The sequence below is a fragment of the Vibrio sp. 2304 genome, from assembly GCF_033339475.1.
GTDB lineage: Bacteria > Pseudomonadota > Gammaproteobacteria > Enterobacterales > Vibrionaceae > Vibrio > Vibrio alginolyticus.
In genome coordinates this window covers 644,484-658,918 of record NZ_JAWOUQ010000001.1, presented here as the reverse complement: position 1 = coordinate 658,918, position 14,435 = coordinate 644,484, and the positions used below count along the sequence as shown (strand labels likewise).

General features: G+C 42.8%; 16 protein-coding genes. 6 read left to right on the top strand and 10 right to left on the bottom strand.

The features are described 5' to 3' along the window. Positions 1-147: 147 nt before the first annotated feature. Positions 148-1,305: an amino acid permease gene (locus R7P64_RS03035; RefSeq protein ID WP_053303777.1), complete on the bottom strand. Its 1,158-nt coding sequence runs from the start codon at positions 1,303-1,305 to the stop codon at positions 148-150. Between the two features lie 723 nt (positions 1,306-2,028). After that, entirely contained in the window at positions 2,029-2,340 is a 312-nt protein-coding gene (locus R7P64_RS03030; RefSeq protein WP_005375472.1) for a hypothetical protein, read from the bottom strand. Positions 2,341-2,481: 141 nt separating this feature from the next. Here R7P64_RS03030 and R7P64_RS03025 point away from each other — a divergent pair, with 141 nt between their 5' ends. Then, positions 2,482-2,814 carry a helix-turn-helix transcriptional regulator gene (locus R7P64_RS03025; RefSeq protein ID WP_262643407.1) on the top strand — a complete coding sequence of 111 codons (333 nt, stop codon included), beginning with the start codon at positions 2,482-2,484 and terminating at the stop codon, positions 2,812-2,814. 111 nt (positions 2,815-2,925) lie between these two features. On the opposite strand, the gene R7P64_RS03020 is transcribed toward R7P64_RS03025, so the two are convergent. From R7P64_RS03020 to R7P64_RS03010, 3 genes are all read right to left on the bottom strand, one after another. After that, positions 2,926-3,306, bottom strand: a complete 381-nt coding sequence (locus R7P64_RS03020) for a hypothetical protein (protein WP_080996860.1) — start codon at positions 3,304-3,306, stop codon at positions 2,926-2,928. A gap of 167 nt (positions 3,307-3,473) precedes the next feature. Further along, on the bottom strand, positions 3,474-3,860 hold the full coding sequence (locus R7P64_RS03015) for a GlcG/HbpS family heme-binding protein (protein WP_042521512.1): 387 nt from the start codon (positions 3,858-3,860) through the stop codon (positions 3,474-3,476). Positions 3,861-3,869: 9 nt separating this feature from the next. Then, a complete protein-coding gene (locus R7P64_RS03010) occupies positions 3,870-4,838 on the bottom strand; it encodes an aldo/keto reductase family oxidoreductase (protein ID WP_258670044.1) in 969 nt (322 codons plus the stop codon). Positions 4,839-4,992: 154 nt separating this feature from the next. Between R7P64_RS03010 and R7P64_RS03005 the strand changes: the two genes are divergently transcribed. Continuing rightward, the gene (locus R7P64_RS03005) at positions 4,993-5,868 is read left to right on the top strand and encodes a LysR family transcriptional regulator (RefSeq protein WP_262643411.1); all 876 of its coding nucleotides are present in this window, start codon (positions 4,993-4,995) and stop codon (positions 5,866-5,868) included. A 9-nt stretch (positions 5,869-5,877) separates the two neighbouring features. Here the strand turns inward: R7P64_RS03005 and R7P64_RS03000 are convergent, their stop codons facing one another. Then, positions 5,878-7,635: an SgrR family transcriptional regulator gene (locus R7P64_RS03000; RefSeq protein ID WP_250654591.1), complete on the bottom strand. Its 1,758-nt coding sequence runs from the start codon at positions 7,633-7,635 to the stop codon at positions 5,878-5,880. Positions 7,636-8,199: 564 nt separating this feature from the next. Between R7P64_RS03000 and R7P64_RS02995 the strand changes: the two genes are divergently transcribed. Together R7P64_RS02995 and R7P64_RS02990 are read left to right on the top strand one after the other, a co-directional pair. Next, positions 8,200-8,739, top strand: coding sequence for a redoxin domain-containing protein (locus R7P64_RS02995; protein WP_005385152.1), 540 nt, complete (start codon positions 8,200-8,202; stop codon positions 8,737-8,739). Positions 8,740-9,250: 511 nt separating this feature from the next. Next, the gene (locus R7P64_RS02990) at positions 9,251-9,934 is read left to right on the top strand and encodes a hypothetical protein (RefSeq protein WP_005385150.1); all 684 of its coding nucleotides are present in this window, start codon (positions 9,251-9,253) and stop codon (positions 9,932-9,934) included. A 195-nt stretch (positions 9,935-10,129) separates the two neighbouring features. Here the strand turns inward: R7P64_RS02990 and R7P64_RS02985 are convergent, their stop codons facing one another. Beyond that, entirely contained in the window at positions 10,130-10,495 is a 366-nt protein-coding gene (locus R7P64_RS02985) for a winged helix-turn-helix transcriptional regulator (protein WP_054865851.1), read from the bottom strand. Positions 10,496-10,662: 167 nt separating this feature from the next. Continuing rightward, positions 10,663-11,247 (bottom strand): NAD(P)H-dependent oxidoreductase, encoded by a 585-nt coding sequence (locus R7P64_RS02980; RefSeq protein ID WP_017635228.1) that lies wholly within the window; start codon positions 11,245-11,247, stop codon positions 10,663-10,665. A gap of 270 nt (positions 11,248-11,517) precedes the next feature. On the opposite strand from R7P64_RS02980, the gene R7P64_RS02975 reads away from it, so the two are divergent. Further along, positions 11,518-11,859 (top strand): ArsR/SmtB family transcription factor, encoded by a 342-nt coding sequence (locus R7P64_RS02975; protein ID WP_005375451.1) that lies wholly within the window; start codon positions 11,518-11,520, stop codon positions 11,857-11,859. An 85-nt stretch (positions 11,860-11,944) separates the two neighbouring features. Continuing rightward, positions 11,945-13,000: an ACR3 family arsenite efflux transporter gene (arsB, locus tag R7P64_RS02970; RefSeq protein WP_005375449.1), complete on the top strand. Its 1,056-nt coding sequence runs from the start codon at positions 11,945-11,947 to the stop codon at positions 12,998-13,000. A gap of 36 nt (positions 13,001-13,036) precedes the next feature. On the opposite strand, the gene R7P64_RS02965 is transcribed toward arsB, so the two are convergent. Both R7P64_RS02965 and R7P64_RS02960 read right to left on the bottom strand, forming a co-directional pair. Further along, complete coding sequence (locus R7P64_RS02965) at positions 13,037-13,816, bottom strand: helix-turn-helix domain-containing protein (RefSeq protein ID WP_005375447.1); 780 nt, start codon at positions 13,814-13,816, stop codon at positions 13,037-13,039. 19 nt (positions 13,817-13,835) lie between these two features. Beyond that, positions 13,836-14,369 carry a YbhB/YbcL family Raf kinase inhibitor-like protein gene (locus tag R7P64_RS02960; RefSeq protein ID WP_005375444.1) on the bottom strand — a complete coding sequence of 178 codons (534 nt, stop codon included), beginning with the start codon at positions 14,367-14,369 and terminating at the stop codon, positions 13,836-13,838. Positions 14,370-14,435 lie beyond the last annotated feature (66 nt).

Below are 14,435 nucleotides of genomic sequence, written 5' to 3'. Positions count from 1 at the left end.
AAAAAGTCAGCGCTAACCGTGATTATCAGAGAAACGTCAAACATCACAAATGCTGATGACTTTGAGTGGCCTGGGTTCGGCTATGAATACAAAAAAGCCGCCCGTTTGAATACGAGCGGCTCAGTTTTTAAATAAGCTAGCGTGGTTTTATACTGCTTGGGCAAACAGCAAGAAACAGCCGAATAGGAAGATCATGCTCATTCCCATTGCGCCGCCACCAGCTTCATAAATATTGTCATCTTCTACCGGCACTCGGCGCACTTTCATGGTCATTGATAATGGGACAAAGACCGCGAGAAACACAAGAATAATCCCCGCGTAGCTGAGAATAGCTAGGAAGTGTTCTGGCGCAAATACAGCACCTAATAGTGGTAGCACAAAAGTAGTAACAAAAATCACTGGCTTACTTGCTTTCAGTAGGTCTGCATTTTGATCGTATAGCGCCATTGCAACACCTAAGAACGACGTTAGTAGTGCCAAACCAGTAAACATGGATAGGATGAACTCTAAGCCCTCGTATTGCTGACCTAGTACCGATATCAACTCTGTTACGTTGGAGTATTGAACAAGCTCATGAGGTGGTAGGTTGCCGACAACCGCTAACAACCATAATAGGTAACAAACAAGCGGAATAGTTGAGCCCACGATAATCATATTACGCAGCTGTGTTTTACTCGCTTCTTTGTTGTAAGTTACAAGCGATGGGATCACGACCATAAAACCGAAACTGGTGAAAAGCACCGAACTGGTTTTGATAAGTGCCATTTTATCGTCGCTCACAACCTCATCAAGTCCTTCAAACGAGACGCTTGGTGCAAGCGCAAAAAGTGTCAGGATCAGCGCTACGATCATGCCTAGGAACAAACCGCGATTCAGCTTATCTACTACCCCTGTACCTGCCGAAACAATGATACCAACTAAAAGAGTAAAACCGACTTGGCTTGAGATCGTAGATGTTGGAAGCCCAAATGAGGCTGTTACTTTTTGTACGAGATCACCCGCACCAATGATGTAAGCCATTAATAGACAAACTAACAGGGCGTAAAGCAAGCTGTTGGTTACCAACTGGCCTCCTTTACCAAGCGTTTCGCGAGCAATTGCATTCATGCTCACACCACCACCTACTTTACAACTGGCTTCAAGAAGGAGCAGCGCAGCATAAGTCGTTCCAGCCCAGATGAACAACATAAGAAGAGTGCCCCAAAGGAGGCCAAATTGAGCAAGCACCATTGGTATAGCAAGCATACCAGCGCCAAGAGCAGTACCTGCAACGATCAGGGAGCTGCCGACAAGTTTTAGGTTCACGGTTAATACCTCTAAATTCAATCCGTTAATTTCTCACCAGTTGTGCTTTATCTAAAGCACACAACAAAACGCTCCGACTTAGTCAAAATTTGGTTACAAGAGCACTATGTTACAAGAGCCCTGTATGGCTAAGAAAACACGCAACAAAAGGTGGTTAATCATTTGCACATGAACACTTGAGAGTCGTTTTTGGCGATGTCATCGTTGATGAAATGTGCGCAACTTTGGGTTCGAAGCAAAATTGTTCATCTTAATTCATCAACCCCATTCGTTATGAATGGATTTGGTTCGAAAAGATTGTAAGGCATAAGCAGGACGATTGAAAAGCAAAAGGTCAATCTTATAGCGATATATTTTAACAACTCTTATCTTTTACCTAAGATGTGTTGTTTTTTTCGTCACTAATTAGTCTTTTATCGCTTAAAGAGAAGGAAGAACGTGCTCAATGGCTCAATTTGGCTGGGTGTACAGATTAATTTACAGTTTAAGTGAAGGTGTTAGATTCCAAGGACGTAGCCTAGATCGGACAATATCGCTATTATTCGCTGCGTACCGACACTGTTCGGTTCACATACCTCTAAACACTGATTTACGGTTCGAAAATATAGGTAAATGAGTGTTCGAATGCTGGGTGTGGTTCCCCAGCATTTGCATCCTTTCTTTTAGATGTCATCAATTGATCGAAATTGCGTAAATCTTGTATCGCCCGACTTTACGACTGTGTTAATACGCTTTATCTAGCGCGCCAATGATATAAGTTAACACTGGAATACCCATATCGGCGACCTGCTTCTCAGTCTCACTCATATTTTCATGCGCCATCCGCAGCTCTACTTCACTTATCGATTCTTTGTGAAGGTAAAGCTCTTTGTAGTTCATCAATCGCTGTTGTGACTGTTGAATCAGTGTCACAACATTCTCTTTAGTCTCACGATGTTGCTGATCAATTTCACTAAATAAATGATCTAAAATGCGTTGCATTTTGCGAATAGAAGCTTTCGTTTCTATTGATTTGTATGATTGATACTTTTCCATTGAGTTAATAACTGACTAAAATATTTACGTTTTTATAAGACAGTTATTTTTATACTGATTGCAAAGCAGGTAAATATGTGGTGGTTAAACTGGTCCACTTCTTGCTCCGTTTAGGTCAAAACTGTCCTTTCAGGAGAGCACATGCAGGTAGACCCTATAATTCAAGCACTGATCGCAAGACGAAAATCGAATGGCCTCTCCCGTGAGCAAATGGCAAACATCGCTGGAATGAGCGTAAAAACATATCAAAGGATCGAGCGCGGAGAGTCCGATCTTAAACTCTCACAATATCGTGCCATATTGCGTTCGCTTCATTTGACTGACCTAGATATTGCCTTAGATGTACGTGATGTTCAGCATGTCACAGCAAATGACCTAACGGCCGTGGCGAGATTGCTCTCACCGGAAGCTCAGTCCCTGCTCGTTCGCCTATTATCGTTAGTCCTTGAACAAAATAACAAGAAAGGTGATTAACGACATTGCTCATACCCAAACGATGAATGCCCTGTTGAGCGTTGAAACATGAATCGTTTAGACAAAAATAAAACTCGTCAAATGACGAGTTTTATTCTTTATATCAGTCCGTTACTCTAGGCTTTTTAATTCCGATGTATCAACGCCTTTTATTGCATCTTTCGCCACTTTATCAGCATCAAAGACATCACGTTCTTCATACGAATTATCAATCATGCCTTGTCCTATCGCGGTCGCCTGCTTTTGTAACTTGTTACCCTCTACCTCACCAGCATCCCAGCCTTGTCGATAATCGGAGTCGGTTTGATACCTTGTTTCGTCCTTAATATAGTGTTCAAAATCATTCCCTGCCTCTTGCATACCACTATGCCGACCGTCATGAAAGCCTTGAATATAAGCTTCATCATAACCGCTCTCTTTTAACGCGCTGTCACTCGTACCACAGCCTGAGAGGAGAACAAAAAATAGCGAAACGAATACCTTATGAAACATATTTAGGCCTCAAAGCTTTCAAATAAATTAATCATAGTTCGCGATTTCAACTTCTGCTTACTTCAGGCTATTAGATAGCATTGTGACTCGACGAAGCCTGTGAACTTGAGTCCCTACAGTGAGTACAAAGCGGGACAAAGCATCACACCTACTGATAAACATTATACTCAACGCGCGTTTAATACTTCCATCGCAAGTGCTTCATCATCTTGCTCAGCCAAACCACTGATACCAATTGCACCGACGATTTTCCCCTCTTGTTCTATAGGCACACCACCCATAAAGCCTGTGATCTTCGGGTCAGTCCAATAACTCAACTGCTTACCCGTCTCACGAGCCCAAGCACCCAGATTGCCGCTAGGCTGACGGTCTCTAGCCGAGGTGTAAGCTTTGTTCTGTGCCAACAAACCTGCTTGCACACTCACATCATCCATTCGGGCAAAACCGAGCAATTCTCCATGTGTATCAACCACGGCAACCGCAATGTTTTGCTTGCGAGCAGTCGCAATTTCCAATGCCGTTTGAATTAGAGTTTGAACTTGTACGTATTTCATTTTTCTCTCCTACGGGATCTCATGACCAAGGGTTTTCTCGAACAAGCCATACCAATGGCTACGTGATAGCGTGACGTTCTCTACTTGAGCACAAGCGCGAATACGCTGTGGGTTTGCGGTACCAATAACAGGCTGAATTTGGTTTGGATGACGCATTAGGAAGGCTAAAACAATCGCCTCAGACGACACGCCATATTCAGCTGCTAGCGCCATTACCATCTCCGCCGTCTGTCTGGTGTTGTGATCATCAGAATGTAAACCACGCTCTGAGAATCTTCCTTGCGCCATACTGCCCCACGCTTGCAGTTGGATATTATGCTTACGGGCATGTTCCAGTGTTCCCGCAACGTAGTCAGATTCCGACGAAGGAAGCCCCATGCCTTGCTTAATAAAGTCAGACTTAGCCAGACTCATTTCCAACTGGTTCGCCACAACAACTTCGCCCGTTGCTTGTTGAAGAAGGTCAATTTGAGCACTGTTCATGTTAGAAACACCGAAGTGGTTAACTTTGCCAGCTTGTTTCAGGGCTTTTAGCGTTGTGCCCAGTTCTTCAAATTCAACCAAAGGATCAGGACGATGCAGCATCAAAACATCAAGATTTTCCACACCAAGGCGTTCAAGAATGCCCTCAACAGAAGCCGTCACCCATTTGGCAGAGAAGTCATACTGCTTAACACCTTGCTCATCTCCTAGACGGATGCCGCACTTTGATTGCAGATACATTCGTTCTCGTAAGGTTGAGTCATTGGCTAAGATGCGCCCAAACACTTCTTCAGCCTTACCGAATTTGTAGATATCCGCATGATCAAAGAGATTGATGCCAACCTCTAATGCTGCCTCTACAGCGGCATAAGCTTGGTTTTCATCTTGGGCGGTTAATGGGTTGCGATTCCACTCCCCTCCAAGTCCCATACAGCCGAAGACCAAGCGGCTAACGTTAGGTAAGGTTTTGGCGAGCGGTAGTGTTGGATTGTTCATCGTTATTCTCACTTTTCCGATTTCTGCATCTTCAATTTCTTAAGTTAACTCTAACCATCTTACCGTTCGTAAAAATTAGTTTAATACCGTAAAATCGAATTCATTATCCTCGCTACCGAACAATTAAAGCGAACAATAAAGACGAGCAATCAAGATGGTAGATTATAAGAGAATCGAAAAACTGATGCTGTTTGCTGAAGTGGCTCAAACACTTAACTTTTCTAGGGCAGCGGAGCAACTTGGCATTTCTAAAAGTTACCTGTCGGAACAAATCAAGCGCTTGGAATCGGAACTCGCAACGCCTTTGATTGTTCGAACCACACGCAGCGTGAGATTGACGGCAGAAGGTGAATCGATCTTTGCACAAGCGGAAGATCTCAAACGCCGCGTAATGGAAATGGAAAAGAGTTTAAGTCAGCGATCTGAACAAATAGACGGTCTGATTCGTCTTACCGCTCCTAAGATGTTTGCTGAAGCGGTGCTGCATGATTTGTGCGTAGCGTTTCGCGCTTTACATCCAAACGTAGAGTTCGAGATCCTTTCTAGCTATCAAGCGTTTAATCTGACAGAAACCAGCGTTGATTTTGCGTTTCGAGCGACAAGAACGCCGCCAGAGAATATGATTGCTCTTCACCTTTTGGACTACCACCACTGGCTGGTTGCCTCTCCTCAGTATCTGCAAGAAGAAGGTACGCCGGAGACATTAGATGATTTACAAGAGCATCAATGCTTAACCACATTGCATCAAAAAGAGTGGCCGTTAAAAACGGGAACAGTTCAAACCCAAGGTTGGCTTTCAAGCAATGAAAACCGCTTACTCAAAGAATCAGCCCTGTCTGGCAATGGCATTGCTCGGTTAGCAAGTTACTTTGTCGAACAAGACGTTGAGCACTGCCGTCTAGTGCAGGTTCTATCGGAAGAAACCGACCACCAGCACAACGCGGTTTACTTGGTGTACCCACAACTTATCTATCAATCGGCGAAAACCAGAGCCTTCATTGAATTTGTGAAGCAGCACTTTGCTCAATAACTAAAGTAGTTAATCCGCTGACCACACCGAGCGAATATCTGGCCAACCCCAGTTAGTAAGAGCGACGTCTTCTAAAACACCTTGGAAACGCAAAGTTTGTGTATGGTGGAACATGGGTGCAATCCAGTATTCGCTGATCAACGTCGATGCAATTGGCTCCAATGCATTAAGGTAGTCCTCAAGTGGAACGAAAGATCTGACTCTCTGTAGTTGTTCATCTAACCATTGTGCGTTCTTCTCTCCCAAAGTGTGGAATAGCACAGCGTTGCTGAAGAAGTTCGTGAACGCTGAGGCATGACGATTATCATCTAGGTTTATGTTCGTCACGACCATCGTCTCATTTAGCTCACCATTCTTAGCTTTCTCGTTCAGCTCACGATAGGAATACATAACAATTTCTACTTTACTGCCAACACTCACCAAACGATTAGAAATAGCCCGCGCACAGCGACGCAACGCGGTATAGTTATATCCGGCTATCGTAATGTGTTTAGGTAACTTAAGCGGCTCACTGAACGGACGGAGCACTGGCTTCCAACCTGGTAGCAGGTTATAAGCGGGTATACTCCCAAATACAATATTCTCGCGGCGCATCACTTCGGCCAAGTGCTCAGGCTGAATTAGCTCACTAATATAACGGCGCTGCGCTAAAGAGAGTTTGTGCTTAGCGTGCTGATTAAATAAGGCGAATAAGCAACCATCTTCTATTCGACTACGCTTGCTCGCCGATGAGTTTTCTCGGTTTTGCGTCGACATATAGTGTCCACACAAATCCTCCTCGGGCGAAGCATCCCTTTGCAACGTATTTGCTGCCAATGACGGGTTCTCCATTTGCTCGTCATTAACAATCCAGATAGTCACCAAATCCGTTAGAACTCTACATGCATAGTAACCATTAAATGCTTGCAGTTTTAAACGACTTTCATTGTGCTCGACAACAGAGAATGGGCCACTTCCGACCACCAGCTTGTTATTCGCTACGTTAACTTGGCTTACTGGTTGAACGCCGTATTTCACTCCAGAAATAAGTCCAGCAAAGCCCAAGTCAGCTCGATTAAGCTTAAAAACAACTTTCAATGGCGTTGGCGCAGTAATGTTAGCAACATGTGCCAACTCTTTTTCGTAGTACTGTAGTGAACTCAACTTTGCAAACAAGCTAACCACTGTTTCTGCATCAATGGAATTACCATTATGAAAAGTCAGACCTGGACGAAGGTAGAAAGTCCATTCGTAGGTGTCTTCGTCATAACGCCAGTGATGTGCGAGTTCTGGTTGCACTTTCCCATTGTGATCACTCGAAACTAAGCAACAATAGATTTGCCTTAATAAGAAACGTTCGCTGCTACGCTGAAGTTGATGTGGAACGACGCGCTCAAACATTCGCTTATAGGTTAATTGAATATTGAGCTGTCCTTCTTGCACAGAAGCACCAGACGTTGTTTTTAACAAACGGCCAAATGCCATTTCGTCTTCATCTAATATCGCCAGTGCTTTTTCATACTTGCCTAGCTTGATACGTTCAAGAGCCAAGCTCTCTTTTAAAACGTCTAACTCCATATTCAGAATAAGAGTCGATCGTTGGTTCCGCCCAGCTTTCGGGTGCCAGCTCAACCACGCCTTCTGCTGCATCTGCGTTAGCAGGCTACGAGCATGCCGAGAAGAAGTGAACATGATGTCAGCAATGTCCTGTAACGTGGTTTTTGTTTCATCACCAACACTAAACGAGAGTAATCGTTGGTAATAGCGAAACAAATTGAGATCAGACACTGAATCAACCTTAGATCTGTGAAGTTTGTGGATAGGAATAGTTTACTTAAGTTGGCGGTAATAAAATAAGAAAACTTCCTAATTATCTGTTCCCCTTTTCCACAATTAACCTCCAAATTCGGCTTTAAAGCCCCATATATTTACGTTATTAGGAAAAAAGCCAACAAAAGCACTCTCTTTTTTATATCCCCTTTTATACGCATAATTTACTCGTCAGCTAAAGGAGGAAAAAATGAAGAAGCCAATGATGGCGTACTTTTTTCAGCAACGCCTAGCTCAATCGAGTAATAAAATAGAAGTGATGACTCTGGTTTATCTTAACGATATGTTCCAGTGGTCATAGCCTAACCTCAAGCAGAACTTAGCTCCTGATACTACACCCCCACTTCGTTGTATCTTAAGTTCTGCTTTTTCATCTTTTGCACTCTACTACCTTATTGCAGGTTACTAAAAGTTAACTAGTTGAAACACCGCAAAACAGAGTCTACATTGAAGTCTCATCCCCCAATCGCTTTGTTGAGAAAGGGGCATTCATGGATATACACCACCAATTCGGGAGTCAATATGGCAACTTCAGTGAAACTTAAAGCGGGCGACAGCTTCCCTCATCTTCAAGCCACTTTGCTAGATGGTTCAAGCGTAACGTTGGGTCAGCCGCAAGGTGATGCGACTTGGCAAGCAGTATTCGTTTATCGTGGTAAACACTGCCCTCTTTGTACTAAGTACCTCAACGAGCTTGAGAGTTACAAACAGGCTTTCGCTGATGCTGGCGTCGATATTCTTGCCGTTTCTGGCGATTCAAAAGCACAACTAGAGGGGCATCTAGAGAAACTCGAAATCAGCTTCCCTATCGCTTACGGCCTGACCGAAGAACAAATGAAAACGCTAGGCTTGTATGTATCTATTCCTCGATCTGAACAGGAAACCGATCATAATTTCGCAGAACCAGGTCTGTTTGTGGTGAATGAACACGGCGACTTACACGTGGTGGATATTTCAAACAACCCGTTTGTTCGCCCTGAGCTTGGCGCACTATCACGCGGATTGGCATGGATTCGCGATCCAAACAATAACTACCCTATCCGTGGCACATTGGATTACTAATATCTTCTACACCCAAGTAAACTTTCTATCCTTAAATAAGCTAGGATTCTTGCCTTAGTGAGAATAACTTGGAATACATATCAGATCCGTGAGATCTGATATGTATCAACAAGTTGGAAATAGAGTCCTTGTTCATTATACAACGCCTTGATGAAAAACAAGATCAGTGAAGCCCAGGCTCCCCTCAAACAACGTTAGTTATTTACTTCTAAGTCACTTTCACGATAAATACATGAAATTAAGACTAAAAACTTAGACTTAACGGATATATAAATCATAACGGTACCTACACAAGTAGTTGGCTAGCGATTATTATCCTATTGCAACTCACAATTGTGCAATTCTAATAATTCATACCATAAATGAAAACATAGATACCGTAAGAGACAAAATAAAAGCAAACGATTAAATTACCAATAAAACACCGTTCAATTAAAAATAAAAATTTTCACTTTATATAAATATAATTAATCGTTATTTGCAATCACACATCTTAATTGAGAAATACAGTATGAATAAAATCTCTTTGCTTTATATGGCCGTTTGTATCGGATTAGTTGGATGCGGTTCAGGAGGAAGCGACAACGATCCAGCAAAAGATATACATCCCACCATTTCAAATCCGGAACAAATCAACGCAATGACGGTGGAAAAAGGTCATTTCTATTGTTCTGTAAACCAACAAAAACTGGAACACGGAGGGACATCTGCAAGCATGTCCTACCTGATTGAAAAGAAAAGAAATTCTACGGTTGTTGACGATTATGAATGTACCGAATACGGTTTAAAGAAAGGTGAGTCAATTATCGTCACTAAAAGTGCAATTGAAAACTTTTCATACTCAAAACATTATAAAAGCACGAAGAAGAATGACATTAATGGGTTTAAAATCATCTACCCTACAGGACTTACGACTCCGATTAATAAAGATTATGAAAAAATTACGATCACGTATAATACGGAGAGACCTGACGTTAACATTAAGATAATTCAATATTTTGACGAAAAGTCTAAATTATATACCATCAAAAAATATGAAAGCCACGTTAACGACAACTCACCAATAGGTTTAGTTGAGAAAGAGGAATTCGATAAATATTCCGATTTTGAAAAGAAACTGGAATTAAATAGTGCTTTTTTAAATTCAACTGAAGTGAGTGATTTATTCTACAACTTATTAAGTATGATAAAATAATAACTAAAAATCAAAAACTTAAAAAGTACGATTATGCTCAAGTAGCTTCGATATGCCTGACTCGAAAGAGTACGTTGTTTTACGAAACAAATTACGATTTTAATGAAGCACATCTAAGTTACTTGGGTATAAACGGCGATGTATTGTTAATCAGCTTTCAAAAGAGAGTGACGTTTGCGATTAACTACTTTGGTCTTAACGAAGCTCAATTTGATGCTTTTCAGACCAAATTCGCAAATCATCAAGAATCTTAAGTGCGGTACGGCCGAACTCTGTTAGTTCATAGCTGACTGCAATTGGGCGGTCGCTGATCACTTTACGCACCACCATACCTTCCGCTTCTAGCTCTTTCAGGCGTTGGTCGATCATCTTTTTACTTGCACCGCCTAGCATGCGTGCTAAGTCATTGAAACGAACTGGGCCGTCTTTCAAATGATAAATCAGAGAACCTTTCCATTTACCACCAATTAGACGCATCCCTTTCTCGATAGCACATGGCTCCGCACATACGTTCACCACTGACTTACGACCTTTGCTATCTACACTGATTCTGCTTTCCACAATACACCTCAAGATACGCACCTAATCTAGGTAACGAAAAGTAAGCTATATACATTTAGTGCTTTAGAGTAATAAAAACGTCACCTCGCCGCAAACAAATAAAAATGGACCGCATGTAGCAGTCCATCTCAATTCATCATTCAGTTCGCACTATCTTTCTAAAAGGATTAGAAGTTTTCGTTAATGTGAGCTTCGAAACGAACAAAATCGTTTTCGATATCTGCGTTCTTCATCACATCATAACAAGCGAATGTAGGTAATGCTGACATACCAAAGAAGCGGAAGTTAGCGTGCATGTGGAACATCAAATCGTCCACGCCTTTACCTTGGAATAGGTATTCGCTCTCATCATCAAACGATTCTTCTGGCGCGTTGAATGTCAGTGACAGCATGTATTTGCTGTTGGTTTGAGTGCCGCCTGTACCATAGTTTTTCTTTGGTTCTTCTGCGCTACGGCCATCGAATGCACATAGTGCGCCGCCCATACCCGCAGTAAACACGTCGTCCATGTATTTTTTGAATGACCAAGGCACAGACATCCAGTTGATTGGGCTTTGGATGATCACGCGATCAGCCCACTCAAAGTGTGCGAGTTGCTCATCTACGTTGATCTCATCTTGCATTGTCACAACGCGAACCTCATGGCCTTTTGCTTGCAGAAGCGTCTGTGCTTTGTCGACAAGAGAAGCATTTAGACGACCTTCTGAATATGGTGATGGTTCGTGTGCATTGATGATCAGTACGTTGCTCATGGGATTACCTTTAAATAAGTTCACAAGATGACGCAGTAACCATTGTGCGTCGGATGTGGTTTATTATGGTAACCTAGAAATATAGTGCAATTAGTTAACTTTTAGTAACCTACTTAATTTTTTATTATATCACTGTTTTTAAAACATATATTTTTTCAATTTTTTATTCATCGTTATTTTACGATTAATTTTTTCATCGAGTTGTTGCATCTTCCACAGAGCAGGCGTACACTTTATCGCAATTCGACGATTAACTATTAAGGCCAGCGAATGAGTGATAAGTGCAAGGACACGTGCGAAGTTGTTTTTCAGACAACGCAACAACAGCTCGAGAAAGAACAAACTCTCGCAGCGCAAGCAAAAGCTTTGTCGCATCCAGCACGTTTGCGCATTCTGCATATCCTGCACACGCTCGATACCATGGGCGGTTGTTTGAACAGTGATTTGGTTTCTGAACTGGGTCTTGCGCAATCTACTGTTTCCGAGCACTTGCGTATTCTCAAGCAAGCAGGCTTTATCAGCGCCGAGCCAAACCCACCTAAGGTGTGTTACCGCATTCAACGCGACGCGTTTGATCAGTTCAATCTAGGATTTTCCAAGTTATTTGATTAATTCCCTTTGCACGCTGGTCAGGCGTGCAGAGATAAACTATACCTTTAACTATCGCCTTTCGACGATAAACGAATAAGAGAACACTATGACTACTCAAGTTTTAAATAGTGCCAGCGACAAAATGAGCTTCTTGGACCGTTACTTAACGGTGTGGATTTTTGTTGCAATGGCAATCGGTGTAGGTATTGGCGCAGCATTCCCTCAAGTTGCTGAGTGGAACGAGTCAATGTCAGTTGGTAGCACAAACGTACCGCTAGCGATTGGTTTGATTTTGATGATGTACCCGCCACTCGCAAAGGTGAACTACAACTTGCTAGGCACAGTGACGAAAGATAAAAAAGCGATCACGCTGTCTTTGGTCATGAACTGGATTGTCGGCCCTATTTTGATGTTCATCCTTGCATTGACTTTCCTAGGTGATCATCCGGGTTACATGGTTGGTATCATTCTGATTGGTCTTGCTCGTTGTATTGCCATGGTATTGGTATGGAACGATATCGGTGGCGGTAACAAAGAATACGGTGCAGCCCTAGTTGCACTAAACAGCGCTTTCCAAATCGTGACTTACAGTGTGATGGCATGGTTATTCATCACTGTGTTGCCACCAGTCTTTGGTTACGAAGGTTTCGTGGTTGATATCTCGATGATGGACATCGCGGAAAGCGTTCTGATTTACCTTGGTATCCCATTCCTAGCGGGCTTCCTAAGCCGTAAATGGCTGGTCGCTGCGAAAGGTGAGCAATGGTACAACGACGTGTTCATCCCACGCATTTCACCAATTACCCTTATCGCCCTACTTGCGACCATCGTACTGATGTTCAGCTTAAAAGGTGAGATGATTCTTGAACTGCCAATGGATGTATTCCGTGTAGCAATTCCACTGGCTATCTACTTTGTGTTGATGTTCTTTGTCAGCTTCTTCGTTGGTAAGAAAATGGGCATCGACTACGACAAAAATGCGTCGATTGCCTTCACAGCAACAGGCAACAACTTTGAATTGGCTATTGCGGTTTCTATCGCGGTGTTTGGCCTAAACTCAGACCAAGCTTTTGCTGGTGTCATTGGTCCACTGATCGAAGTGCCTGTATTGATTGCTTTGGTGAACGTAGCATTGCGAATGAAAACCAAATATTATGGTTAACCTAAAAAGCACAAAAAATAAAAAAGCGGTAAAACATTAACTCACCACCGTTTTAATATACTCACTGGGCGTTAGGCCGAACTTACTTTTAAAGCGCTGGCTAAAACGCCCCTCTGACTGATAACCACACAACTGTGCGAGCAGCGCAACGTTATACGAGCCATTTTGCATCAAGTAAAGTGCGTGATTTAAGCGGACTTCTGCCAATACTTCGCGATACTGAGTACCTTCTTGTTTCAGTTTGCGTATCAATGTTGCTCGGCTCATAGCAAAGTGCCCCGCGACCATATCTAATGGATGCTCCTCCCCTGGAGAGCGCGATAAGTAACGACTAAGTTTCTGACTAAAAGAGATATGTGAACTCGAGAACAACCGATGCAATAACCCTCTCTCAGCTAGCTGCTGATATAGGCCCATAATCCAATAGCGTTGTGTCGCTTCACTTAAGCTTTCCCGCTCAAACGAAAACAAAGCATTTAACGTCGCTTGCAATGCTTTATCTGTCTCAACAACGGGTACATAGTTTCCTAATGCGTTGCTCATGCTTAGCTCCAACATTTCATCGCTAGGCACACAGTGAAAACTGAACATTCGAGAAAGAAATCGCCCTTGTAGAGGAAGATTTTCAAAATTTAGGGATGCATTTGCTTCACAAAGCATGATATTTGGATGATGGATGTCGAGTACTCCATCTTTCCAGAAAAGATGTTTACTCCCCTTAACAATCTGAATAAGGCTTGGGGAGTGAATCCTGACATTACGAAGCTTCTGCTGCTGCTCCGCACGAAACAGCGTAACCTGATATTGGTGACCCATTCTCTCCCCTTATATTCAATTATCGCGTGTAAGTCGTGGTTAATGTCGCTTTACCCAAAGCAACACTATTCAAAGTAAACCCTACAATGGCTGGTGGCGTGTTTTCATCCAAATTCAGTTCTTCAGTTGGCAATGCCCACACCGTAAACTGGTAACGATGCATCCCATCATTCTTTGGAGGACACGCGCCGCCGAACCCCGTTGTGCCGTAGTCAATACGAGATTCTTTGCCGCCTAACTTGTTCATATCAATGCCTCGAGGCAGTTCGCTAACGGTGGATGGAATATTAAACGCTATCCAATGCCAAAAACCACTGCCTGTTGGCGCGTCGGGGTCATACACGGTGATCGCAAAACTTTTTGTGCCCTTTGGAGCTTCTTTCCACATCAATTGTGGTGATTGATTCCCGCCATCACATCCCCAACCAGAGTATTCAAATGTCTTCGCCATCGGGTGGCCTTCTTGAATATCTCTACTCACGAGTTCAAATGCATGGGCAGAACCGACCGCAAAAACACTCAATGCCAAAACTGATTTGTAGATCGCTTTCATGTTTTTCTTCCTTTCAATGAATTCAACACTAGTGTAAGTACCCAGCAGTCCGAATCCTTGTCAGTA